Below are 23,857 nucleotides of genomic sequence, written 5' to 3'. Positions count from 1 at the left end.
CTTCTTCTACTTGATATTTTTCAATAATATGTTCAATTTGATTAAAATCCAGTGCATTTAAAACCTCAAAAATCCCATCATTCACTACCTCGTTATTTAATTTTCTGATGTCGGAAGCAATCACATTTTCTGTTCCGTAAAGTTTTCGTAATTGTTGCGTTAATTCGGTTCCAATTTGACCGCACGCTCCTATGATTAGAATTTTTGTGTTCATTTAGTTGTGTATTGATGATGCAAATATAACGTTTTCGGAAAGTAAAAAACTGTTAAGAATAGGCTTTTATTTTAGAAAGCTTTAACGAGATTAACCAAGATTCGATTTACCTTTGTATTTTTGAAAATCTAAATTATATTTGATGAAAATCCGTTTCCTTTTAATCTGCATTACTACCATATTACTTTTTTCCTGTGAAGAGGATAATGAAAAACGATTGATTCAACAACAAAAAGAACTAGCCAAAAAGGAAGAAATTTTTAAAAAAATCGAGAAAGCTTGGGGTTTTAGAGCAATGAATTTAGAAGCTTCCTCTCAAAATTTAGTTAAAGATTGGGCAGAATGGCGTTTGTTTCTAACCGAATTGCAACAAAAACCAACAAGTTCAATTGGAGCTTTTCAAAAAAAATCGAAGAATCTAACGCAAAAAGCAGATGCTCTTTTGAATACAATTCCGCAATCATTATCTAATCCGGAATTCAAAAGTAGATTTACCGTTTTGCTAAACCATTTTAGATCGTTAGAATTATACATTCATTTGGATGCCATTCCGGAAAAAAAAGTGATTGATTTAATTTCAGATATCAATTTGCAATTAGCCTCTATCGAACTGCAAATGAATGAATTAATTAGAAAAAGACAAATCCCAATAGAACAAGGTGAAGCCGAAATGATCAGAATGTTAGACACATCCCGAGCCGTTCGTGAAACACCCAAAAATTTAGATTAATTGAACGTTTCAACAATTTCTTCCGCGTATAATTCTTCCGCTAAAATTATTCAATTAGCTGATAATATTGCTGTTCCCGAGAACAAAATTCGAATTAAAGGATTAATTGGTTCGTCGTTGTCGTTTGTTATTCAAACTTTATTTCAAAAAACAGAGTTACCTTTTTTATTACTTTTTAATGATAAAGAAGAAGCCGCTTATTATTTGAATGATTTAGAAAACCTCATCAACGATCAAGATGTATTGTTTTATCCAAGTTCATACCGACGACCTTATAAAATTGAAGAAACGGATAATGCCAATATTTTGCTTCGGGCAGAAGTGTTAAACCGCATCAATTCTCGCAAAAAACCATCCATTATTGTGACCTATCCGGAAGCTCTTTTTGAAAAAGTGGTTACCCGAAAAGAATTGGATAAAAACACATTGAAAGTGGCGGTTGCCGACCAAATTTCGATCGATTTTATCAATGAAGTTTTATTTGAATATAATTTTAAACGGGTAGATTTTGTATCGGAACCCGGCGAATTTTCCGTTCGTGGTGGAATCATCGATGTCTTTTCGTTTTCAAATGACAATCCGTACCGAATTGAATTTTTTGGCAATGAAGTCGATAGTATCCGAACATTTGACGTAGAAACGCAACTTTCCCTTGAAAAACAGAAGAAAATCTCCATCATTCCCAACGTGGAAAATAAATTTTTACAGGAAAACAGAGAAAGTTTCCTTAATTATATTAACTCAAAAACTGTTCTTTTTGTTCAGGAAACGGAAATGGTTTTGAGTCAATTTGATAAATTATTTGATAAAGCAACGGAAGCTTTTGGTAAACTTTCCGGAGATATCAAACATGCTTCGCCGGAGGAGCTTTTTATCAATCAATCCTCGTTTGTAAAAAAAGCCCTTGATTTTTCGATAGTTGAAATTGGATTGAAATCGATTTTTAAATCAGAAAAAACTATTGAATTTCATACCAAACCGCAACCTTCCTTCAACAAACAATTTGATTTATTATTGAATGATTTGAACGAAAATCACTTTAACGGAATCAAAAATTACTTGTTTTGTTCCAATGAAAATCAAGCCAATCGCTTTCATGATATTTTTGAAAGTTTGGATGAAGAAAATCACCAAAACATTCGAAAGCAATACAAAACAATTGTTTTTCCACTTTTTCAAGGTTTTATTGACGAAGAAAATCAATTAGCTTGCTACACCGACCATCAGATTTTTGAACGGTATCATAAATTCAGTATCAAAAACGGATATTCTAAAAAGCAAACCATTACGCTTAAAGAATTAACACAACTTTCGGTAGGCGATTATGTCACGCACATTGACCACGGAATCGGGAAATTTGGTGGTTTACAAAAAATTCAGGTAGAAGGGAAAATGCAAGAAGCTATCAAATTGGTGTATGCCGATAATGATATTGTGTATGTGAGCATTCATTCGCTTCACAAAATTTCAAAATACAACGGAAAAGACGGAACGCCACCCAAAATATACAAATTAGGTTCAAACGCTTGGAAAGCCTTAAAACAAAAAACCAAAGCTCGCGTTAAACACATTGCTTTCAATTTGATTCAATTGTATGCCAAAAGGCGTTTGGAGAAAGGTTTTGCCTGTGCACCGGACAGTTATTTGCAAAAAGAATTGGAAAGTTCGTTTATTTATGAAGATACTCCGGACCAAATTACGGCTACACAAGATGTAAAAAACGACATGGAACGTGACCGTCCAATGGATCGATTAGTATGTGGCGATGTGGGATTTGGGAAAACGGAAGTCGCCATTCGTGCTGCTTTTAAAGCCGTTGACAACGGAAAACAAGTTGCCATTTTGGTTCCCACAACAATTTTGGCTTATCAACATTATCGAACTTTTACTGAACGGTTGAAAGACATGCCTGTGACCGTAAATTATTTAAACCGATTTAGAACCGCTAAACAAAAAAGCGAAACTCTAAAAGGTTTAGCAGAAGGAAAAGTAGATATTATCATCGGAACGCATCAATTGGTGAGTAAAGATGTGAAATTTAAAGAATTAGGTTTATTGATTATTGATGAAGAACAGAAATTTGGAGTGAATGTAAAAGATAAACTCAAAACGATTTCTGCTACGGTGGACACGTTGACGTTGACTGCAACTCCGATTCCGAGAACTTTACAATTTTCGTTAATGGCAGCGAGGGATTTATCGGTTATCACAACACCTCCACCTAATCGTTATCCTATTGAAAGTCATGTGGTTGGGTTTAATGAAGAACTAATTCGAGATGCTATTTCGTATGAAATTCAACGAAACGGTCAGGTTTTTTTCATCAATAATCGTATTGAAAACATCAAAGAAGTCGCCGGAATGATTCAACGATTGGTTCCTGATGCTCGTGTTGGCATTGGTCACGGACAATTAGACGGCAAAAAATTAGAGGAATTAATGTTGGCTTTTATGAACGGTGAATTTGATGTTTTGGTCGCCACAACCATTATCGAAAGCGGTTTGGACGTACCGAATGCCAACACTATCTTTATCAACAATGCCAATAATTTTGGTTTATCCGATTTGCATCAAATGCGGGGTCGCGTGGGTCGAAGCAACAAAAAAGCGTTTTGTTATTTCATCACACCGCCTCAATCCGTAATGACAGAAGATGCACGAAAACGAATCAATGCGTTAACGCAATTTAGCGAGTTGGGAAGCGGTTTCAACATTGCCATGAAAGATTTAGAAATTCGAGGTGCCGGCGATTTATTAGGTGGTGAACAAAGTGGTTTTATTAACGAAATTGGTTTTGAAACCTACCAAAAAATCATGAACGAAGCCATTGAAGAATTGAAAGAAAACGAATTCAAAGAATTGTATCAGGAAGAAAATGATTTGGAAACCAAAGAATTTGTCAAAGATCTTCAAATTGATACCGATTTTGAATTGTTGTTTCCGGATGATTACATCAATAGCGTTAATGAACGTTTGAATCTATACAACGAACTCGGAAATGTAAAAGACGAAGAAGGTTTATTGGCTTATGAGCAAAAATTAATTGACCGTTTTGGTCCTTTACCCAAAGAAGCTCAAGCATTATTAAACAGCATCCGCATCAAATGGATTGCCACCCAATTAGGCATTGAAAAACTTATCATGAAACAAGGCAAAATGATTGGTTATTTTGTGGGCGATCAACAAAGTGATTACTATCAATCTTCTCGATTTAGAAAGGTATTGCAGTTTGTTCAACTGCACGGAAACCTTTGCAAAATGAAAGAGAAAGAAACCAAAAGTGGATTACGTTTGTTGCTGACTTTTGAAAATGTAAAATCTATTAGAAAAGCATTGGAATTGATGGAGTTGATGGGACGTTAAAAATTAAATACTCCAGAAATAATAAAATATCTTGAAATTAAATTGTTTTCAAAAGTTGTTGTTGAAAAATCTGAATTGAAAACTTGAATAAACTTATTATTATTCAATAGATTTTTTGCAATAAAATTAATCTCGTGTTTTTTGTTTTCGCTAATATATCTTAATGAAGCATCTAAAAATAAGTAATTTTCTTTTTTCTTGTCAATATTTGGAATAATATATTCAGATGAAAACTGTGCAAAATATTTATTTTTAATTTTATAAATTACTTTAAAGCTTTCTGTTATAGCAATGTTTTGATTTGTTTGATTGATGTTTGATTCAAACTTATTTAAATTGAATCGAAAGTTATTTTCAAAATTCAGAGAACGATTAAAAACTGTTTTAAGAAAGAAATCGTTTGTGAAAAAGTTTGATTTATTATCTCTAATTTCAGAATCATTTACAAAATTTTTATATTTAAGAATAGAATAATTTGTTCTTAGTCTTGCAGTTAGAGATAATTTTGAGAAAAATTTTTCTGTGAAAAAATAGATTGTTGAATTAGATGACCCTTCATCACTAAAGAAAAAATTAATAGTTGAAAAATTCTCTGAAATGCTGTTATTTGAGAAAAAGTTATTTTTTGAATAGGAATAATTTGTCCCTACATTAATTTGAAATTGATTATACAAATCATTTAAACGATAGTAAAAATTAATTTTTGTGTCTTTTTGAATTTCCAAAGAAGGAGAATTAGACTGAAAATTTCTGTATGAGGTTAGTAAATTATTGCTGTACAAATATTCCTCACCAAGAGCCTCTTCAACATAACCCGTTCCTAAATTTAAACTACTTATGTTATTTAGTTTATAGTTTAAAAGAAGTTGAAATGTCTTTAAAAAATCAGAATTTGATAAGTTCGTATCTAAATTAGAATCTTTTAACTTCTGAACTAATTTACTTAATAGAAATGAAGGTGTTATGCTAAATTTACCCACTTTATAATTGTATTCTGAATTCAAAAAAAGTTGTGTTTTTTTGAATTTTAAATCATTCTCAAATTCAATTATGTTTTCATCAAAACTGTCCTCTTTAAAAGAAGAATTAAAATTAGTATTGCTATCTGAAAAGCCTAAAGATGTTGAGTATTTATGTTTTTGAAAACTCCCTAAAAAAGAAATTTTCAAATCAAATACTCTTTTTGAGTATTCACTAAATTGTGAACCGGAATCTGAATTATTATTAGTAACAAAATTTGGTAGAGGAGTTAAAAAATAACTTTGTGGAGTTTTGTTAAAGGATAAATTTGACTCAGCAACCAAAGCCTTGTTTTTAGCTATTTTTTGAGTAAAAATTAATTTGTTTTTAAAAAAATTATCTTTTGAATTTAGATTTGTATTATAAAAATCCTCGTTGTTAAATACAACATTAGAATTTGTATTAATCGTCTCATAATTATATTTCAAAAAATATTCTAAAAGCGAATTTTTAGAACTATTGAATTTTAAATCTAAATCAAGTGAATATAACTCTGGCTTTTTCGTTGTAAAATAGCTGTCTGAATTTAGGATGGTTTCATTTTCTAGATTAAATATGCTATTAATATTATTTAACGATTCAATTTTATCACGAACATAAAAAAAATTAACTTTAACAGATGTTCTTTTTTTTATTTTAAAAACAGCATTATAACTTCCAAAATAGATGTCATTAACATTACTTCTATCTTCGTCCAAAACAGAAGAGAATGTTGATTCGGTTACGATTTTTTGTGTTCTATAATTTTGGTCATTTTCAAAATTACGAGTAGAAGAAAAATAATTAACTGGAGATTTATTTAAACCAACATTATTGTTAGATGCAGTAATAAAGGATTTGTAATTTTTTGAAATACTTAAAAGATTTACGGAAACATCTTTTACAAAATCATCACCATATCCAAAACCTAAATTAGCATCGCCTGAAAAACTTAGTTTGTTTTCTTTAATTTTTAAATTTAAAATTACTTTATCTGAGTTTTCAATTCCTTTTAATAAAGGGTTTTCACTATAGTTTTCTATAGCTTCAATTTTTTCTACAATATCAATATTTATATTTTTTGTTCCAAGAGAGTAATTACTCCCAAATAAATCATCACCTTCAATTTTTACAGTTTCAATCGATTTACCATTATATTTAATTTTTCCTGTTTTATCATTTATTTCAATTCCCGGTAGTTTTTTTATCAAATCCTCAACCTTTCTTTCGGTACCATCTCTGTAAGATGTTACATCGAAAGATGTTGTATCTCCATTTATTTTATAAGTCGCTTTTTTCGCTTTTAAAATAACTTCGTCTAGTTTAATATCGTCATCTTTTTCTAAATAAAAATCAACAGTATACTTTTCGTTGCTTTTAATATTTTTTAGTTCATGATAAACAGTTTTAAATCCATAAGAGCTTAACTCAATAATAATGTTTTCATCATAATCGTTTAAGGTTAGGCTATACTTTCCGTTTCTAATAACAGAAAACTGTAGAATCTTTTCATTGTCACTACTTTTTTTTATTAAGATACTTCCTTGAAAAATAGGATTATTTAGAGAATCCAAAACTTTTCCGTTTATTGTTTGAGAAGAGGAAATTAAAGGAAAGAGGAATAACAAAAAAAGGAACTTTTTTTTGATTAAATAAAATTTAGATAATATAGAATAAAAAAAAGAATGATTAAGATTTATCATTGTTCGGGATAATCAAAAAAAACTTCCAGATTAGTGATTTTTGTAATTACGTTTTTTTCTTCATATTCTGAAAGCTGTTTTTCGTAATATTCTTTTAGTTTTTGTTTATTTAGAATTTCAAAATCAGAAAAATTCATTTCTAACCTTCCTTCTCTATATTCTTTTAGAAATTCATCATATTCAAATTCTTCTTTCTGATTTCTAGTTATTTTTTTTGCTTCGAAAGAGTAAATCCCATCTAATGATTTTATTTTTAAAATTAAACCCGGTAACCCATTAAATTTCCATGGTCCTTCCGAAATTTTAATTTCATCAGTAAAAAACGCTTCGTAATTTCTACCTCTAAAACTCAAGCTTGCCTTACGACATTTTAAGCCAAGTACACTTAATGTATCTGATTCAATTTTCCAATCAAAAATGTTTAAAGAGTCAGTTACAAAAACATTTTTATTAAAAATTCCATTTTTGTAATATATTTTTTCCTCTTTAAAGTTTTTTATAAAATGTAAATCTTTTTTTGGTGTGATTATTGTCGTTTTGCTATTAAATTCATCGCTTTGGAAAATATTATCCTCTTTCAATTTGGACAATAAAAGTGTATAAATTGAAAAATCTTTATTTATAACTAACTCCGCCTCCATTTCTACATTTCTATCAATAAACAAATATTCTACGACAATACTTTGGCCATATAAAATATTTGTTAGCATATAAAATACTAAAATATAATGCTTCTTATTCATAACAATAAATTTTAATCTTCTGGATATTCATAAAAAACTTCAATGGAAATATATTTATTAAATCTCCCACCCTTTTCATTAAACTCAGACTTTTGTTTTAAATATAATTCTTCTTGTTTTTGTCTCTTTTCTTTCCAATAATTGTTAAACGTTATTTCAATTCGATTATTTTTATAATCATCAATGAACTTCTTATAATCAATATTAAATGATTTATTCTTTGATATAGATAATGCTTCAAAATCATATAAACCATCATCTGAAGTTACTTTCAATATTAGACCCGGAAGACCGTTGAATTTCCATGGCCCATCCGATGTTTTTAATTCATTAGTATAGTATGCGGTATAATTTCGTCCCCTAAATTTTAATATCGCTTTTTGACATTTCAATCCAAGAAAAGACATGGTATCCTGTTTTATATTCCAATCAAAAATATCCAAAGAATCATTTACAAAATACTTTTTATTCAAAATGGATCCTTTACAATAGATTTCACCATTTTTAAAATTTTTTATAAAGTGCAAATCTTCTAAAGCATTATATATTATAGTTTTACTCCCCAAATCTGTTTCTTCATAATGTATAGAGTCTTTAATTTTAGAATAAAACTCAGTATAAACTGAAAACTCATTGTCAATTACTAGTGATGACTTATAATTTTTATTGTTTTTTTTAACTTTATAATCAACAATTAAAGATTGAGAAAAAAAACTGAAGCTAGATAAAAAAAGCAAGGCCGTGATACACAGCCTGCTTTTTAAATAAGATAAGATTTTCATTTTAATCATCTATTGCATCATTAGTTTGAGTATGTCTCAATGCTTTATTACATGCATCTCTTGCTGACGTGTCTGAAGTTCCAGTGCTTTGATGGTTGTTGCCATATTCATCTGTATAACTAACAGTACATGTATGCTTGGCAAAAAACATAATCTGTTCGAAGTTACTAAATTCAAAATTTAATTTATAACTTTTTGATTTTTCTTCTGAATTTTCATTAGCTAATGCATCATGAAAACTGAAAATCAATAAAACAACAATAATAAATAAATTTTTCATTTTTTAACAAGGTTCGTTTAAAGCATTTTCACAAGCATCAGTTCCGCTAACGAAAGAAACTCCGATTTGAACGCAGCAATCTCCATCATCTGTATCAGATTCTATTGTACAAATCCAAAATCTTGGAGGATTTTCAGATTCTTGAATATCATTTGCGAAAGATAACGCAGACATTCCAATTGTTAAAACAAAACTTAAAATAAATTTTTTCATAAATTAAATTGTATTAGATTAGACTTACTTAATTCCTGCAGAAATTAAGTTTATTAAAAGTATACTTACAAAAGCGAATTTATTTTTTTATTATTATCTTTACAATCGGAATTTAAAAAAAAATTATCGGTTTTGCCGATTTTATCACTTATTGTTATAATTTATGTCATTAGGAAAAAAACTTTACGAATTAAGAACATCGAGAAACATTAAACAAGAGCAGGTTGCTTATGATTTGGAAATTGCTCAAAGTACTTACTGTGATTGGGAAAATAATGTTTCTACTCCTAAGAGAGAAAATTTAATAAGATTAGCTGATTATTTTAATATAGATGTTAAAGATTTAGAAGAAGAAATTTATAAAATAACCATCAACAATAAGAAAAGTGCAATCGCATTGGTGAACAGTCCAAATTCAAAAATCAACTCAACAGAAGCAATAATTAAAGTTGCAGAAAGTCTTGAAAAACTCACTGTTTTATTTGAAAAGTTTCTTGAAGATAAAAAAGCATAAATTATTCTTCTTTTTGTTTAATGCAGGATTAAAAAAAATTTAGATTTTATTTGTCTTTCAACATTCTATTTTTTTAGTTAATTGATTTCTAAATTTTTTTGTGTCAAAAATTTTAGAAAATAAAATTTCACACAAAAACCGTGTCGTTTATTTTTTTTTACTTTTTTTGACACAAAAACTGTGTCAAAAAATTATTTTGATTTTTTATAACACAAACTTTTTCTAGCCCTTAATTTCCATTAAACATTTATTATTTTAAATATTAACGAATTATAATGAATGAGTTCTTAATAACATTTTTGATGAAAGTTTATTAAAAAGTCAAACCTATGCAAAATGAAAGAAAAAGAAACCAAAAGCGGCTTGCGTTTATTGTTAACGTTTGAAAATGTAAAATCGATTAGAAAGGCGTTGGAATTGATGGAAATGATGGAAAAATAATTTTCACATTAACTATTTTTAAACTTATATGACTTATATGGTAAAAAAATTAACCATATAAGTCATATAAGTTTTATAAGCTTTTTAAATCCTTAATAACCTTAAACGCTACATCCACTTCCTCTTCGCTTACTAAAATCGTAAATTCGTTGGAAGTTGAAATGACTTCGTTGATGATAATTCCTTCCCAAGCCAAACGTTGAAAAATAAAGTAATAAATCCCGGGAATGCTAATGTTTTCTTTGGGTAATTTTACGGTAATGGAAGCCAAATTGTCTAATTTTTGAATCAATTTTTCACCTGAAAAATGTTTGTCAACTAAATAGCCAACACTATTGCTTACCACAATATTCGTTTCATTCACACCACGAGAAGACGTGTAAAAAATACCATTTTCTTTGTTGATTTCTGAAATCAACGCCGCTTGTTTGTCTAAAATGGTTTCGGAAACCGCAAACGTATAATCGATTAACGAAGAGCGAACAGTGATTTCGCCAATGTTTTTTAAGACTTTCAGAATTTTATGATTGACACAAAAATCCAATTCTTCCGAAAGGCGTTTTAAAGCCATGACCACCGCTCCTTGTTTGACATCTTTACCCAATTCCTGCTCTAATTCGGGCATCATGTTTCGGGATAACGAAGTGAGATTGATTATGCCTTGCGACAAAGCACTCAATAAAAAAGGTTTGGTCTTGATGTAATGTTCTACAACAGAAGAAATAGTTTTCATATCATTTCGTTTAAAAAACGTCACAAAGATACAAATAAAAACAATTTGTTACAAATATAACATTTAGTGTTTTATTAATTTGAATGTCTTCTTTTGTTGATTTTGGTTTACTGTAAGAAAATAAATTCCATTTGGAAGGAATGATGTTTCTAATTGAAGGGCGTTAATTGCTTTTCCCTTGAGAACTTTATTTGCTTTTAAATCAAAAAGTGCATATTCAAAATTAGTTTCATCGTTTGATTTCAATGTAATTATTTCGTTGAATGGATTCGGAGAAACTTCAACTGAAAAGGATGAATTTAAATTTATAAGTGATAAATTTTTACATAATTCGCAGTTGCTATTTGTAACATTGGCTTCATCGCTTACTTTTAATGTTTCAAAGAGTTCCCCTGAAACACAATTTTCTTTCAAGTAATAATCTAACCATAAATTGAGATAAGAATAAATAATTTGATGTTGCTGTGCTCTGGTTATTGTGGGAGAAGGTGAACAACTTCCATCTCCAACCGAACAGAAAAAATTAAAATTGGCCATTTGACAATGGCTGGCACCAGTAATCCCCAAATAATTTTTACAACTACTTTGTAATGCGTTAAAAATGGGTAATTGATTGGTTGCTGGTGGCGTAACACAATCATTAATCCCTGCTATCGTAAATGATGGTATTTCTAAAGCCGAAGAAGCAGCAATTGCAGAAGGATTGGTTTCTGCCGCAGCAAAGGTAACCACATGATTAATTTGAGTAGAATATTGTTTCGCCAATAAAGCACAACCTCCACCCATACTGTGTCCCATCACGGCATTTTTTGGAGAAATTCTAGAAAAAAAAAGTGAACTTGAATTGGAATTTAACTCATTCATGGCTTCAATCACAAAGGCTAAATCTTTCGCAAAATTGGTATGCGAAGGTGAAAAAGAACCTTCTGTTTTTGGTAATACCATGATATATCCTTTTGGCACTAATTCTTCCCAAAAATTTTGATAGGCTTCAAAAGTCATCACAAAACCATGTCCAAAGCACAATAATGGAAAGGTTTCTGAAGTTAAAGTAGTAACCGGAACATTATTGGCATCACTATCGGCAGGATAAAAAACTTCCGTAGCGATAGTTCGATTTCGAGAAGCGTCAAAAAGGTTTAAAGTAGTTCTACCTATTTGAAAAGGTTGAGCAAAAAGGGTTAAACAACCCAAAAACCAAATGACAAATGCTTTTTTCATTTCTTTCAAAACAATTAATGGATTAAAAGTAAGCTATTTAAATAAAATAAATGCTAAAAATAATAAAAAGCATCCTCGATATGTTCAATAGAAGTTTCTTGGCTGTTAAGTACAATCCCAATGATGTCAAAACGTACTTCTAAATCAAGGTCGTTTTCGGTCATGTATTGATCAACGGCTTTGACTAAATTTTGAATCTTTTTTCCTTTTACAAAATCTTGCGGCAAACCAAAATCGGCAGAAGTTCGGGTTTTGACTTCCACAATGGCTAAAATGTTATCCTTTTGAGCCACGATATCCAACTCGGCTTTTTGAAAAACCCAGTTGCGTTCCAAGATTTCATAACCTGCTTTTTCTAAAAAATCAGCCGCTATTTCTTCTCCTTTTTGACCAAGTTCGTTGTGTTTTGCCATAGTAAATAAAATTAATTACTCATTTTCTACCCAAGATTTTAATAGAAAAATGACAGCTACTATTATCAAGAAAGCTAAAAAAATTCTATTATTTATCTTTCTAGATTTAAAAAATATTGAACTTCTTTCGTTTTTACTTGCTAAAAAATGTTCCCACCTGAGCATAGATTTAAATAAAAAATATGCAAGTACAAAAAGTATAACCGAATATATAAGGTAATCTATTTTCATTCAAACTTCAAACTCGTTCCGTTTTCTGTCACTTCTAACGTTACCTGCCTTCCAAAAACCAAGGCTCGGTTATCCGGAATATGTCCTGCCGGGAAATTGTAAACTATCGGAATGTTATATTTTTGGGTGATATCTTGAATAATTTCCAAGGCATTTTTGCCCCACGGAATTTCGTTATCGTTCATTTTGGTCATGCTGCCCACTACAATTCCTTTTAAACTTTCCAAACATCCGTTGCGTTTGAGGTTCATCAGCATGCGGTCGATGTGGTATAAATATTCGTCTAAATCCTCTAAAAATAAAATTTTATCGGTGCAATCGATCGCAGATGCCGAACCAAACAAACTGTATAAAATAGAAAGATTGCCGCCCACCAATTCACCTTTTGCTTTGCCCAACTTATTCATTTTATCATACGGAATCGAATAAGAAAGGCTTTCGCCAAATAAGGCTTTGCGTAAGCTTTCTTTGGCTTCAGGTGTGGCTCTTGGAATATTAACCGGCATCATTCCGTGAATGGATTGAAAACCCATCGTATTCAAATGACTATGTAAAACCGTAACATCACTAAACCCAATCACCCATTTCGGATTTTTTTTGAATGCAGAAAAATCAATCAAATCAACCATCCGAACGGTTCCGTAACCGCCACGAACGCACCAAATAGCTTTTACATTCGGGTTGTTCATTTGCGTTTGAAAATCCTTAGCTCGGTCTTCATCCGTTCCGGCCAATTGATGATTATCTAAACCTATAGAAGAACCGATGATGGTTTTTAAACCCCAATTCTCCAAAAATTCTTGGGCCAATTTTAAATCGTCATTAATATGTTTTCTGGCGGTGGCTACGATGGCAACCGTGTCGCCTTTTTGTAAATACGGTGGAGTTATCATTTTTTTGTCCATTTGAGCATTTGTGTTGAAAAAGAGTGAAAGGAATAAAATGGTTATGGCTTTTTTCATGGTTAAGAAAGTATTTGTTTGTTTCAAAGGCTTTATTCACAATCAAAAAGTTCTGCGGGATTAATTTTAAATTGAAGCATATTTGCTGTTTTTCTTCCACCATCTCCTCCTTTTCGCTGCATCGTTATCCTTCCAATTTTAAAATTACCTCTTTTTGTGACTTCAACTTCACCATTTCCAAAATGATTTAAACAAAAATTCATAGGTTTTAAAATCCATCTGGAATTTTGTTTAAGTTTTTGGGCAACAAGCATCCATTCAGCAGAAAATTGTCCTCTACCTTTTAAAATATCTGAAACAATAAGCGATTTATTTTCTTTTAACCATTTTAAGACATTACTCTGTTCCTCTGTAGTAAATTCATGAAAGAACATTCTTCTTTTGTCTTTAGAATTAGTAATAGTAGGTTCAACTTCACCAGTATAACGTTTAAGAATTGAAGCTGTGCTTTGAGGAATATTCCACATTTCAATATATTTATCTACCCACCTTTTATCAATTTGATTAAACCCTCTTGTATTACTTACAAGCTTTACTTGTAAATTTTGGGCATCAATAGCTTCTTTCAATTTAATTGTCACCTGAACTTGAACATCAGTTTTAAAACCACTTAATTTAAGTGCTTTAACGTATTCAATTTGGTTGAGTTCATATTGCATGATTAAAAGCCATTTCTGAGCTTCTTCATCGAATTCCCAATTATTAAATTTGATTACAATATCATCTTCATTTAAAAATCCGTTTTTTGCAGTTTGCGAACCTAATAATTGCTCTTTATGCATATTCTAGCTTTGTTGTTTGGATTAAATTTTTACTGTTTGCGTTCAAAACTTTTGCAATCTCGAATAGGATATGTTGTAAAACATCAACAGAAACACTATTCCCAAATTGTTTATACGTTTGTGTGTCTGATGAATTTAAAATAAAACTCTCTGGAAAACCTTGTACTCTCGCACATTCTCTTGGTGATAATTTTCTTATTTTATCATTAATAAGATACAACCCTGTTTTTGAACCAACTCCACCTCCATGTGCAGAAAGCGTAATTGCATGACCTAATGGATGGTAAATTCTTTCTCCTTGTCCACCTTTGTTAACTTTTCCTATCTGTATAGGTTTGTTGAGCAATTGTATATCTGAAAACAAGTTGCTTGAAACAGTATAATTTTTATAAATTTCAATATCATCTCTATCAATAACTTTGGCATTTTCAGGTTGATTTTCGAGAATTTTACCTAAACAAATTGGTTCGTTAGTTGGAGAAGGAAAGCTAAATTTGCTCGAATCTATTGATTTATGAAAGGCAAGTATGTACAATCTCTCACGGTTTTGAGGTAGTCCAAAATTACTGGAATTCAATACTTTGGTAAAAACCTCATAATCTAATTCTTTTAGAATGTTAGTAATAATTTCTAATGTCTTCCCATTTTCGTGTTTGACTAAGTTTTTTACATTCTCTAAAAAAAGAACTTTTGGTTTGTGATGGTTTACAATTCTTGCTATATCAAAAAACAACGTGCCTCTTACATCTTCAAATCCTTTTTGTTTCCCTGATATTGAAAAGGCTTGACAAGGAAAACCACCACAAAGAATATCATGGGTAGGAATTTCATTTTCATTGATTTTAGTGATGTCTCCAAAAGGTTTTATTCCGAAGTTTTCTTGGTAAGTTGCTGATGCAAATTTGTCCCATTCAGAAGCAAAAACACAATTTGCACCAAAAGATTTTAAAGCCAAATGAAATCCTCCTATTCCTGCAAATAGGTCGATAAAGCTATAATTTGAAAGTATATTTTTATCTGTTTTAATCATTTATCAAAGTTACTAATTTTTTTGACTTTTGATATTTTAATAAAATGATTGATTACATCTCTCTTTATTGCACTTATTCCTAGCCCGGATAGCAGTAGAAAGCCTTTTGAAGGATTGTTGTATTTTTTCTTGGCGGAAAAAAGCGACCTTGGAAGCTCTTTTTTTGCCTTAGAAAAAAACAACAAGACAAAAAAGCTTGGAACGGATAGGCGGAATAGCTTCTTGAAAAAAATAAAATGCAATCTCTGAAGTCATTGCTTCGTGTCTCTGCGATAAAAAACTTATTTTTGCATACAATTTCGAAATTATGATAGAAAATCCGAAAAGATATACGATTACGGCGGCTTTGCCCTATACGAACGGTCCGATTCACATTGGACATTTGGCGGGCGTTTATGTTCCGTCTGATATTTATGCTCGTTACTTGCGTTTGCAGGGGAAAGATGTGGCGTTTATTTGCGGAAGTGATGAACACGGCGTGGCGATTTCGATGAAAGCCAAAAAAGAAGGTATAACGCCTCAGGAAGTGATTGATAAATACGACGGAATTATTCGAAAATCGTTTGAAGATTTTGGAATTTCGTTTGATAATTATTCGCGGACTTCGGCTAAAATTCACCATGAAACGGCATCGGCTTTTTTTAGAAAATTATATGAAAACGGCGATTTTATTGAAGAAGTCACTGAACAATTGTTTGACGAGCAAGCTCAGCAGTTTTTGGCCGATCGATTTGTGATGGGAACGTGTCCGAAATGCGGCAACGAAGAAGCGTATGGAGACCAATGTGAAAAATGTGGTTCAACGTTGAATGCGACGGATTTGATTAACCCAAAATCGACCATAACCGGCACAACTCCTGTGAAAAAAGAAACTAAACACTGGTTTTTGCCTTTGAATCGCTACGAAGCTTTTTTACGGGAATGGATTTTGGAGGGCCATAAAAACGACTGGAAACCCAATGTTTACGGACAAGTAAAATCGTGGGTAGATGGAGGTTTGGAGCCAAGAGCCGTAACGCGAGATTTGGATTGGGGAATTGATGTTCCAGTGGAAGGTGCCGAAGGCAAGAAATTATATGTTTGGTTTGATGCTCCGATTGGATATATTTCTTCTACCAAAGAATGGGCAGCAAGAGAAGGCAAGGATTGGGAGCCGTATTGGAAAGATGCTGACACGAAATTGGTTCATTTTATTGGAAAAGATAACATCGTTTTTCATTGTATCATTTTCCCGGCAATGTTGAAAGCCGAAGGCAGTTTCATTTTACCGGATAATGTTCCTGCCAATGAATTTTTGAATTTGGAAGGCAATAAATTATCGACTTCTAAAAATTGGGCGGTTTGGTTACACGAATATTTGGTTGATTTCCCGGATAAACAAGATGTGTTGCGTTATGCTTTAACTGCGAATGCACCGGAAACTAAAGACAATGATTTTACTTGGAAGGATTTTCAAGCGAGAAACAATAATGAATTGGCGGCAGTTTATGGAAATTTCATTAATCGTGTGGTGGTGTTGACGAATAAATATTATGATGGAATTGTGCCCCAGCCGAATGAATTTTCGGTAGTGGATGAGCAAACGTTGGCAGAATTAAAAGCCTACCCGGCAGTGATTTCAAGTTCTATTGAACGTTACCGATTTAGAGAAGCCTTGGGCGAATTGATGAATGTAGCTCGTTTAGGAAACAAATATTTGGCAGATGAAGAACCTTGGAAAATGGTGAAAACCGATCCGGAACGGGTGAAAACACAAATGTATGTGGCATTGCAAATTGCGACGGCGTTGGGAATTTTATCGGAACCCTTTTTACCGTTTACTGCTCAGAAACTTTCACGCATACTTGTCATTCCGACGAAGGAGGAATCTCATGTAGGATGGGAAACCGTTTCCAAATCATCCGAATTAGTAAAACCCGGTCACAAAATCGGTCAGGCAGAAATATTATTTGCCCAAATTGATGATGCCGAAATCCAAAAACAAATAGACAAATTAGAAGCTACTAAAACCGCAAATAAGATGGAAAACCGAACCGTTGAACCCCAAAAAGAAACTGCCACGTTTGAAGATTTTTCAAAATTGGATTTGCGTGTCGGCACGATTTTGGAAGCTGAAAAATTGCCAAAAGCCAATAAATTGTTGGTATTAAAAGTAGATACCGGAATGGATGTGCGAACCATTGTTTCAGGAATTGCTGAGCATTTTTCACCGGAAGAAGTCATTGGAAAACGGGTGACCGTTTTAGTAAATTTAGCTCCAAGAGCCTTACGTGGAGTAGAAAGCCAAGGTATGATTTTAATGACCAATAATGCGGAAGGGAAATTGGTTTTTGTGAATCCGGATGCGGATGGGGTGGATAATGGGGCGGGTATTAGTTAATTTTATCGAAAAAATCGAAGTTTTGTTTTGTTTTGTATTAATATAGTTGTTATTTTGTTTTGTAAAAGAAACAATTAACGAAAAAATCAAAAATGTTAATACGATTCATAGTTAGCAATTTCATGTCTTTTAAAGATGACACTGAATTTAACATGCTTACATCTAAAGGCAATGGGTACAAGCAACACCTAAACCATCTTCAACATATAAAATCTGGAACTAGTGTTCTTAAAACGGCGGCTATTTATGGTGCAAATGCATCTGGAAAAAGTAATTTAGTAAATTCAATCAATTATTTAAAAGAAATTGTCACAAATGATGATGTTGACATTTTAGTTCCATTAAGTAAAAGATTTAGATTAGATGAGAATTATAAAACTAAGCCAACAACTTTTCGAATAGAATTTACATACAAAGATGTGCATTATGATTATGCTTTAGAAATAGAGAAAGGTAAAATCAAAGAAGAATGGCTTTATGAAATCATTTCAATAGAAAAAGAAAAAGAAATTTTACTTTTTGAAAGAAAAAATAACAAAGTAACATTTGGCGAATATTTTTATAAAAATAAAATTGATATTAGCTATATTGAAAAATTCTTGTCAAAGGAATTGTCAGAAAAACAATGTGCCTTAAATGCAATGTACGACAGAATTGATGGCGATGAAAAAATTGATAATGCATTTGATGCATTTGGAAACATCTTAATTGTTACCCCACAAACATATAACTCAATTTATCCTTTTTCGATAATGTCTAACTTGCATTCTAAGGAATTTGCAGAAAATATTTTGAAAAACAGTAACACTGGAATTGAAAAACTTGATGTTCAAGTTATTGAGGCTGAAAAGTTTTTTAGTTATGATGATGAAGATTTTAAGCAAGATTTAATAGACAAACTTGAAAATAAAATTTCAGACGAAAATGAAAACAACAAAAACGTCTCCTTTTTTACAAGAAATGAATTCTACACAATAAATAAATCAGAAGGAAAATATTTAGTTTCTATTTTAAAAACGAAGCATTTTAATTCAGATAGTTTATTTGAATTTAATGAAGAATCAGATGGCACGAATAGATTATTTGAATTGATTCCTGCTTTTGATGGATTAACAAGTGAAGGTAATATGGTTTATATTATTGATGAACTTGAACGAAGTTTACATCCTATATTAGCAAAAGAGCTATTGCATTTGTTTGTAAATAATTCTAAACCAAATAGTCAACTGATATTTACTACTCATGAAACACATCTTTTAGACTTGGATTTGTTAAGACAAGATGAAATATGGTTTACAGAAAAAAAGATAGATGGTTCTTCTTCTTTTTATCCATTGAGTGATTATAAACCTAGGGAAGACAAAAATATCAGAAATGGCTATCTTGAAGGTAGATACGGTGGAATTCCTTTTCTTGGTGACTTTTCTAAATTAGTTTAAATAAATGACTAGAAGTAAGTTTAAAAAAGAAGATTATAACAAAAACGAACCGTCAAAAGACTCATCAAAATATTATATAGTTTATGAAGGTGTTGATAAAGAGCCTAACTATTTTGAAGCATTTAATGAATCATTTCTTGATAGAAAAACAGCATATATACATCATGTCTTAGAAAAAGATACAGGTGTTTTTGGAAGTAATCCAAAAAAACTGAAAGAAAGAGCTGAAGCTTTTTTAAATAGTCCTCCAGAAAGTCTTAAAATAAAGCCACAAAAAGACGATAAATTCAGGTTTGTATTGGATGTAGATTTTCATCCGCATGAGCAGATAATTGAATTAAAAGATTATTGCGAAAAACTCCCAAACGCAAATCTTTATATAAGCAATTACTGTTTTGAAGTATGGCTTTGGTCTCATTTTGAAGAACCAAAAACTATAACTGCGACAAAACCAAGTGAACTTAAATCAGAATTACATAAGTTTAAGCCAGGTAACTATCCATTTTGCTATATGAATATTAACCTAATTCAAGAAGCAATTAAGAATTGCGAAAATGCAGATATAAACAAAACAGATTACTATCCTGTTGAAAAAAGCAGTAAGGTTTACATTTTAATTAAAGAACTTCTAACTATTTCCTTTTACAATAAAGATGTTCAATAAGTTAAATATGACCCCAATCATCATCGCCTTTGACGCAGACGACACTTTATGGCACAACGAACCTTACTTTGACGAGGCTCAAGAACGGTTTTGCGAATTGTTTCAGGATTTTGCTTCCAAACAGGAAATATTGGGTTTGATTTTAAACCATCAGGTGAAGAATTTACCGTTATATGGTTTTGGGATTAAAGCGTTTACGTTGTCTATGATTGATTCTGCTTTGGAATTGACTAACCAATCTATTTCTGGTCAAAATATTGCAAAAGTCATACAGATTGGAAGAGATTTACTTCAAAAACCGGTTGAATTATTACCGGAAGTAGAACCTGTTTTACAGCAATTACAAGGCAAATACAAACTAATTGTAGCCACCAAAGGCGATTTAAAAGACCAACACCGAAAATTGCACGATTCCGGAATCGGCCATTATTTTCACCATATTGAAGTAATGAGTGACAAACAAGAAATCGATTATCAAAAAATGTTAGGCCGTTTGGATTGCAAAGCAGAAGATTTGTTGATGATTGGCAATTCTTTAAAATCAGATGTGTTACCGGTTTTGAATATTGGTGGTCATGCGGTTCATATTCCGTATCATACTACGTGGGAATACGAGAAAATTGATTTTGAAATCAATCATCCGAATTTTAAAGCTTTCTCATCGCTACAAGAAGTGCTGACACTTTTGTAATATGAAACTCCCGATTGCTTTTCATCCCATTTATAAACATCCGTTACCGGAAGGTCATCGGTTTCCGATGATCAAATATGAATTATTACCTCAACAATTAATTCATGAAGGAACGGCAGAACATGATGATTTTTTTGAACCGGATGTGGCTAATTTAGAAACCGTTTTAAATGTTCACAAAAGTTCTTATGTGAATGAGTTGTTGGAATTAACTTTAGATTCAAGAGCGGTTCGAAAAATTGGTTTTCCGTTATCGGCTGAGTTGGTTGAACGTGAACTTCGTATTGCGAACGGAACCATTATTGGAACACAAAAAGCTTTTGAAACCGGAATTGCGTTCAATATTGCCGGAGGTACACATCATGCGTATTCAGACAGAGGTGAAGCCTTTTGCTTGTTAAATGATCAAGCCATTGCGGCTCAATTTCTTTTGAATCAAAAACTCGCAAAAAAAATTTTAATTGTCGATTTAGATGTACATCAAGGAAATGGAACGGCAGAAATTTTTCAAGACAATCCTTCCGTTTTTACTTTTTCCATGCATGGAAAATCAAATTATCCGTTTAAAAAAGAAGTTTCTGATTTAGATATTGCTTTGCCAGACGGTACTAATGATGAAACCTACTTAAAAATTTTAGCAGAAACTTTACCTCAATTAATCCAAAAAGTAAACCCGGATTTTATCTTTTATCTTGCCGGTGTTGATATTTTAGCGACAGATAAATTGGGAAAATTATCCTGTACGATTGAAGGTTGTAAAAAAAGAGATGAAATGGTTTTTGAACAGTGTTTGAAACATCAAATTCCCGTTCAAGTAAGTATGGGTGGCGGTTATTCACCGGAAATCAAAACGATTGTTGAGGCTCATGCTAATACGTTTCGAATCGCAAAAGATTTTTTTAGTTGAAAAAAGTCCAATTCGCTCCATCACTGATGATAATAATAGATTTTCCAAGAGCATTTGGTGGTAAAATTAAAGGTGCAGCCGTATTTGTATTTGAACTTTTAGAAAAAAAAATTCCTCCAAAGGTGTATAGTTGTGCCCCAACAGTATTTGAAATATTTCTTAAAATATATATCCTTCCAGGTACATTCACAGCATTTGGTAAAATAAATTCTTGATTACCTGAAGTAGGAGTAAGTGAAATGTAAACCCCATCATTGATAGGTGTAGCGGAACCGGGAGGACCACCATTTAATACTCCTGATCCAGGCACATTTGGATTGACAATTCCAATTTCTTTTACATTTAAATTACCATTTATATCCAGGGTACTTAAAGGCGTAGTGGTATTGATTCCAACTTGTCCAAAAGCACAAAAAGAAACCAAAAAAATTGATAAAACAACTATATATGACCTTAATTTATTCACGTTTTTTTTGAATTGAATAATAAAATTACAGAAAAGTTTAAATGTTTTAACATTACAACTATACACAACCACAACGAAAACGATTTCGTGTTGAAAAGTTTTGGTTTTCAGAGAGTTCTGAGGATTTAAAAAACGAAAAAAGCGGAAGAATTCTCCTCCGCTTTTTACTTTTTAAAAACTAAAATTATCCAACTTGAAGTAACGATAAAATATCATTACCATATCGATTGATTTTGTGTTGACCAAAACCTTTGATTTTCTTTAAGTCATCAATAGAATCCGGACGCATTTTTGCAATGGTCATCAACTCAGAATTATGACAAATCATATATTGTGGCAGACCAAGTTTACTTGAGGTTTCACTTCTCCAATGTTTAAGTGAATTCAATGTGTTTTTTTCCTCTTGAGTTAACTCTTCATAATTCAAAACTGCTACTTTTTCAGTTTCATTATTTTCTTTTGTTTTCTCAGTTTTTGGCGAATAAAAAACCAAAACCGACCAATAATCAATCATACCTGTTATAAAATTTGTGGCTGTTTTTTCAACTGTTACTTCAGTTAAAAATTGATTAATAGCGTCCTGATCGTTCTGTAAATGTTCCCCACTTACTCGAACTCTAAAATGTTTTACTTTCATAGTGAAAATTGAATTTTAGTTTTTACCCAAGACCATTACATCGCTCACCACTACTTCTGTGATATAACGTTTGTTTCCTTCTTTGTCGTCATAACTTCTGGTAGAAAGTTTGCCCTCAATGGCAATTTCTTTTCCTTTGGTTACAAACTTTTCGATGATTTCAGCATTTTTATCCCACGCAACGATGCGATGCCATTCGGTTTGCTCTACTTTTTCACCTTTTTTGTTGGTGTAGGTTTCATTAGTAGCAATATTTACATTAGCTACTTTTCCTCCTTCAAAGGTTTTTACTTCCGGGTCATTTCCAACGTGACCGATTAACTGTACTCTGTTTTTCATTGTGTTCATGGCGTATAAAATTTAATAATTAATTAGTATTGATTTTTATTATTGAAATTGATTTTTGCTATTGAAATTACTTCTTAGTTCATCAAAAGTAGCTCGTTGATTACTACTTCGGTTACATAGCGTTTGTTGCCTTCTTTGTCGTCATAACTTCTGGAAGTAAGTTTTCCGGTTAAACCGATTTTTTTTCCTTTGTCGACAAATTTTTCGATGATTTCGGCTGTTTTGCCCCAAGCAACTACATTATGCCATTGGGTTTGTTCTTTTTCATCTCCACTTTTGTTTACATAAACATCTTTTGTGGCAAGTGATAATGAAGCAACTTTTTTCCCTCCTTCTAAATCTCTGATAATTGGATCTTTTCCTACGTGTCCGATTAATTGTACTTTGTTTTTTAATGCATTCATGGCGTGTAAAATTTTAAATGGTTTATAAATTATTTTTGTCGTTGTTTGTTTTCGACGATGCAAAGATTTGATGGTTTGCAAAATTTATTCGGTATAAAATCATTTACTTTCGACTGTAAATATTTGTAAACGTTTGCAAACGGAAAATAATTTTGTATATTTGATTGATTTTTAAAGTTTTAATACGATGAAAAACTGTTTAGAATGTGGTGAAAAAATTATTGGTCGAGAAGACAAAAAGTTTTGTAGCGACGGTTGTAGAAATGCCTACAACAACAAAATGAACAAAGACAGCAACAATTTGATGCGAAACATCAACAACAAGTTACGAAAAAATTATCGCATTTTATGTGAGTTAAATGTGGAGGGAAAAAGCAAGACCACCAAATCAAAATTACTCAGTAAAGGTTTCGATTTTGAATTTTTTACTTCTATTTTGTATACCAAAACCGGAAATACCTATCATTTTTTATATGATCAAGGCTATATGGCATTGGAAAATGACTATTTCATGTTAGTCAAAAGAGACCACTAACCACAAACTTATCCAATCATGAAAAAAAATTA

Annotated in this window: 24 protein-coding genes and 1 pseudogene; 9 read left to right on the top strand and 16 right to left on the bottom strand. The window is 31.5% G+C overall.

All coding sequences use genetic code 11. The annotated features are described in order from the left end of the window. Window positions 1-214, bottom strand: a pseudogene (locus tag ACIQ0M_RS12740) (NAD-dependent epimerase); the annotation flags it as partial. 142 nt (window positions 215-356) lie between these two features. Between ACIQ0M_RS12740 and ACIQ0M_RS12735 the strand changes: the two are divergent. Both ACIQ0M_RS12735 and mfd read left to right on the top strand, forming a co-directional pair. Further along, window positions 357-944, top strand: a complete 588-nt coding sequence (locus tag ACIQ0M_RS12735) for a hypothetical protein (protein WP_396152820.1) — start codon at window positions 357-359, stop codon at window positions 942-944. A gap of 45 nt (window positions 945-989) precedes the next feature. Then, window positions 990-4,307 (top strand): transcription-repair coupling factor, encoded by a 3,318-nt coding sequence (gene mfd / locus ACIQ0M_RS12730; protein WP_396152824.1) that lies wholly within the window; start codon window positions 990-992, stop codon window positions 4,305-4,307. On the opposite strand, the gene ACIQ0M_RS12725 is transcribed toward mfd, so the two are convergent. From ACIQ0M_RS12725 to ACIQ0M_RS12705, 5 genes are all read right to left on the bottom strand, one after another. Beyond that, complete coding sequence (locus ACIQ0M_RS12725; RefSeq protein ID WP_396152819.1) at window positions 4,304-6,934, bottom strand: hypothetical protein; 2,631 nt, start codon at window positions 6,932-6,934, stop codon at window positions 4,304-4,306. The two genes, mfd and ACIQ0M_RS12725, sit on opposite strands and share 4 nt — an antisense overlap. 71 nt (window positions 6,935-7,005) lie before the next feature. Further along, window positions 7,006-7,752, bottom strand: coding sequence for a GLPGLI family protein (locus tag ACIQ0M_RS12720; RefSeq protein WP_396152817.1), 747 nt, complete (start codon window positions 7,750-7,752; stop codon window positions 7,006-7,008). 11 nt (window positions 7,753-7,763) lie between these two features. Then, entirely contained in the window at window positions 7,764-8,543 is a 780-nt protein-coding gene (locus tag ACIQ0M_RS12715; protein ID WP_396152815.1) for a GLPGLI family protein, read from the bottom strand. Next, window positions 8,536-8,814: a hypothetical protein gene (locus tag ACIQ0M_RS12710; RefSeq protein WP_396152813.1), complete on the bottom strand. Its 279-nt coding sequence runs from the start codon at window positions 8,812-8,814 to the stop codon at window positions 8,536-8,538. The genes ACIQ0M_RS12715 and ACIQ0M_RS12710 overlap by 8 nt, the downstream gene beginning before the upstream one ends. 3 nt (window positions 8,815-8,817) lie before the next feature. Next, entirely contained in the window at window positions 8,818-9,027 is a 210-nt protein-coding gene (locus ACIQ0M_RS12705; RefSeq protein WP_396152811.1) for a hypothetical protein, read from the bottom strand. A 163-nt stretch (window positions 9,028-9,190) separates the two neighbouring features. Between ACIQ0M_RS12705 and ACIQ0M_RS12700 the strand changes: the two genes are divergently transcribed. Continuing rightward, window positions 9,191-9,541: a helix-turn-helix domain-containing protein gene (locus tag ACIQ0M_RS12700; RefSeq protein WP_396152809.1), complete on the top strand. Its 351-nt coding sequence runs from the start codon at window positions 9,191-9,193 to the stop codon at window positions 9,539-9,541. Window positions 9,542-10,055: 514 nt separating this feature from the next. Here the strand turns inward: ACIQ0M_RS12700 and ACIQ0M_RS12695 are convergent. The 6 genes from ACIQ0M_RS12695 to ACIQ0M_RS12670 form a co-directional block, all read right to left on the bottom strand. Beyond that, window positions 10,056-10,715 (bottom strand): aspartate kinase, encoded by a 660-nt coding sequence (locus tag ACIQ0M_RS12695; protein ID WP_396152807.1) that lies wholly within the window; start codon window positions 10,713-10,715, stop codon window positions 10,056-10,058. 63 nt (window positions 10,716-10,778) lie between these two features. After that, complete coding sequence (locus ACIQ0M_RS12690; protein ID WP_396152805.1) at window positions 10,779-11,936, bottom strand: T9SS type A sorting domain-containing protein; 1,158 nt, start codon at window positions 11,934-11,936, stop codon at window positions 10,779-10,781. Between the two features lie 53 nt (window positions 11,937-11,989). Continuing rightward, complete coding sequence (locus ACIQ0M_RS12685; RefSeq protein WP_396152803.1) at window positions 11,990-12,349, bottom strand: YraN family protein; 360 nt, start codon at window positions 12,347-12,349, stop codon at window positions 11,990-11,992. 227 nt (window positions 12,350-12,576) lie between these two features. Beyond that, entirely contained in the window at window positions 12,577-13,473 is an 897-nt protein-coding gene (locus tag ACIQ0M_RS12680; RefSeq protein ID WP_396152822.1) for an LD-carboxypeptidase, read from the bottom strand. 101 nt (window positions 13,474-13,574) lie between these two features. Then, complete coding sequence (locus ACIQ0M_RS12675) at window positions 13,575-14,324, bottom strand: hypothetical protein (RefSeq protein ID WP_396152801.1); 750 nt, start codon at window positions 14,322-14,324, stop codon at window positions 13,575-13,577. Continuing rightward, a complete protein-coding gene (locus ACIQ0M_RS12670) occupies window positions 14,317-15,354 on the bottom strand; it encodes a DNA cytosine methyltransferase (RefSeq protein ID WP_396152798.1) in 1,038 nt (345 codons plus the stop codon). The genes ACIQ0M_RS12675 and ACIQ0M_RS12670 overlap by 8 nt, the downstream gene beginning before the upstream one ends. Before the next feature lie 307 nt (window positions 15,355-15,661). Between ACIQ0M_RS12670 and metG the strand changes: the two genes are divergently transcribed. The 5 genes from metG (at window position 15,662) to ACIQ0M_RS12645 (ending at window position 21,435) form a co-directional block, all read left to right on the top strand. Next, on the top strand, window positions 15,662-17,734 hold the full coding sequence (gene metG, locus ACIQ0M_RS12665) for a methionine--tRNA ligase (RefSeq protein ID WP_396152797.1): 2,073 nt from the start codon (window positions 15,662-15,664) through the stop codon (window positions 17,732-17,734). A gap of 122 nt (window positions 17,735-17,856) precedes the next feature. Beyond that, window positions 17,857-19,173, top strand: coding sequence for an ATP/GTP-binding protein (locus ACIQ0M_RS12660; RefSeq protein WP_396152795.1), 1,317 nt, complete (start codon window positions 17,857-17,859; stop codon window positions 19,171-19,173). Between the two features lie 4 nt (window positions 19,174-19,177). Beyond that, the gene (locus ACIQ0M_RS12655) at window positions 19,178-19,837 is read left to right on the top strand and encodes an RloB family protein (RefSeq protein ID WP_396152793.1); all 660 of its coding nucleotides are present in this window, start codon (window positions 19,178-19,180) and stop codon (window positions 19,835-19,837) included. Window positions 19,838-19,844: 7 nt separating this feature from the next. Beyond that, window positions 19,845-20,528 (top strand): HAD family hydrolase, encoded by a 684-nt coding sequence (locus ACIQ0M_RS12650; protein ID WP_396152791.1) that lies wholly within the window; start codon window positions 19,845-19,847, stop codon window positions 20,526-20,528. 1 nt (window position 20,529) lies between these two features. Next, window positions 20,530-21,435, top strand: coding sequence for a histone deacetylase (locus tag ACIQ0M_RS12645; RefSeq protein WP_396152789.1), 906 nt, complete (start codon window positions 20,530-20,532; stop codon window positions 21,433-21,435). On the opposite strand, the gene ACIQ0M_RS12640 is transcribed toward ACIQ0M_RS12645, so the two are convergent. From ACIQ0M_RS12640 to ACIQ0M_RS12625, 4 genes are all read right to left on the bottom strand, one after another. After that, window positions 21,428-21,901 (bottom strand): hypothetical protein, encoded by a 474-nt coding sequence (locus ACIQ0M_RS12640; protein ID WP_396152787.1) that lies wholly within the window; start codon window positions 21,899-21,901, stop codon window positions 21,428-21,430. The genes ACIQ0M_RS12645 and ACIQ0M_RS12640 overlap by 8 nt on opposite strands. 184 nt (window positions 21,902-22,085) lie before the next feature. After that, window positions 22,086-22,538: an HRDC domain-containing protein gene (locus ACIQ0M_RS12635; protein WP_396152785.1), complete on the bottom strand. Its 453-nt coding sequence runs from the start codon at window positions 22,536-22,538 to the stop codon at window positions 22,086-22,088. 15 nt (window positions 22,539-22,553) lie between these two features. Next, the gene (locus ACIQ0M_RS12630; protein ID WP_371266740.1) at window positions 22,554-22,877 is read right to left on the bottom strand and encodes a single-stranded DNA-binding protein; all 324 of its coding nucleotides are present in this window, start codon (window positions 22,875-22,877) and stop codon (window positions 22,554-22,556) included. A gap of 83 nt (window positions 22,878-22,960) precedes the next feature. Beyond that, window positions 22,961-23,290, bottom strand: coding sequence for a single-stranded DNA-binding protein (locus ACIQ0M_RS12625; RefSeq protein WP_396152783.1), 330 nt, complete (start codon window positions 23,288-23,290; stop codon window positions 22,961-22,963). 187 nt (window positions 23,291-23,477) lie between these two features. Between ACIQ0M_RS12625 and ACIQ0M_RS12620 the strand changes: the two genes are divergently transcribed. Beyond that, the gene (locus tag ACIQ0M_RS12620; protein ID WP_396152781.1) at window positions 23,478-23,825 is read left to right on the top strand and encodes a hypothetical protein; all 348 of its coding nucleotides are present in this window, start codon (window positions 23,478-23,480) and stop codon (window positions 23,823-23,825) included. Window positions 23,826-23,857: the final 32 nt, after the last annotated feature.

It is taken from the genome of Flavobacterium sp. (assembly GCF_044339515.1).
Lineage (GTDB): Bacteria > Bacteroidota > Bacteroidia > Flavobacteriales > Flavobacteriaceae > Flavobacterium.
This window is presented reverse-complemented; position numbering and strand designations above follow the sequence as displayed.

Excerpts from the sequence above, each read along its gene's own strand:
- ACIQ0M_RS12735 (WP_396152820.1), top strand. The coding sequence starts at position 357 with ATGAAAATCCGTTTCCTTTTAATCTGCATTACTACCATATTACTTTTT.
- ACIQ0M_RS12675 (WP_396152801.1), bottom strand. The coding sequence starts at position 14,324 with ATGCATAAAGAGCAATTATTAGGTTCGCAAACTGCAAAAAACGGATTT.
- ACIQ0M_RS12655 (WP_396152793.1), top strand. The coding sequence starts at position 19,178 with ATGACTAGAAGTAAGTTTAAAAAAGAAGATTATAACAAAAACGAACCG.
- metG (WP_396152797.1), top strand. The coding sequence starts at position 15,662 with ATGATAGAAAATCCGAAAAGATATACGATTACGGCGGCTTTGCCCTAT.
- ACIQ0M_RS12685 (WP_396152803.1), bottom strand. The coding sequence starts at position 12,349 with ATGGCAAAACACAACGAACTTGGTCAAAAAGGAGAAGAAATAGCGGCT.
- ACIQ0M_RS12635 (WP_396152785.1), bottom strand. The coding sequence starts at position 22,538 with ATGAAAGTAAAACATTTTAGAGTTCGAGTAAGTGGGGAACATTTACAG.
- ACIQ0M_RS12645 (WP_396152789.1), top strand. The coding sequence starts at position 20,530 with ATGAAACTCCCGATTGCTTTTCATCCCATTTATAAACATCCGTTACCG.
- ACIQ0M_RS12715 (WP_396152815.1), bottom strand. The coding sequence starts at position 8,543 with ATGATTAAAATGAAAATCTTATCTTATTTAAAAAGCAGGCTGTGTATC.
- ACIQ0M_RS12705 (WP_396152811.1), bottom strand. The coding sequence starts at position 9,027 with ATGAAAAAATTTATTTTAAGTTTTGTTTTAACAATTGGAATGTCTGCG.
- ACIQ0M_RS12670 (WP_396152798.1), bottom strand. The coding sequence starts at position 15,354 with ATGATTAAAACAGATAAAAATATACTTTCAAATTATAGCTTTATCGAC.
- ACIQ0M_RS12720 (WP_396152817.1), bottom strand. The coding sequence starts at position 7,752 with ATGAATAAGAAGCATTATATTTTAGTATTTTATATGCTAACAAATATT.
- ACIQ0M_RS12650 (WP_396152791.1), top strand. The coding sequence starts at position 19,845 with ATGACCCCAATCATCATCGCCTTTGACGCAGACGACACTTTATGGCAC.
- ACIQ0M_RS12700 (WP_396152809.1), top strand. The coding sequence starts at position 9,191 with ATGTCATTAGGAAAAAAACTTTACGAATTAAGAACATCGAGAAACATT.
- ACIQ0M_RS12695 (WP_396152807.1), bottom strand. The coding sequence starts at position 10,715 with ATGAAAACTATTTCTTCTGTTGTAGAACATTACATCAAGACCAAACCT.
- ACIQ0M_RS12690 (WP_396152805.1), bottom strand. The coding sequence starts at position 11,936 with ATGAAAAAAGCATTTGTCATTTGGTTTTTGGGTTGTTTAACCCTTTTT.
- ACIQ0M_RS12660 (WP_396152795.1), top strand. The coding sequence starts at position 17,857 with ATGTCTTTTAAAGATGACACTGAATTTAACATGCTTACATCTAAAGGC.
- ACIQ0M_RS12710 (WP_396152813.1), bottom strand. The coding sequence starts at position 8,814 with ATGAAAAATTTATTTATTATTGTTGTTTTATTGATTTTCAGTTTTCAT.
- ACIQ0M_RS12630 (WP_371266740.1), bottom strand. The coding sequence starts at position 22,877 with ATGAAAAACAGAGTACAGTTAATCGGTCACGTTGGAAATGACCCGGAA.
- ACIQ0M_RS12620 (WP_396152781.1), top strand. The coding sequence starts at position 23,478 with ATGAAAAACTGTTTAGAATGTGGTGAAAAAATTATTGGTCGAGAAGAC.
- ACIQ0M_RS12625 (WP_396152783.1), bottom strand. The coding sequence starts at position 23,290 with ATGAATGCATTAAAAAACAAAGTACAATTAATCGGACACGTAGGAAAA.
- ACIQ0M_RS12680 (WP_396152822.1), bottom strand. The coding sequence starts at position 13,473 with ATGATAACTCCACCGTATTTACAAAAAGGCGACACGGTTGCCATCGTA.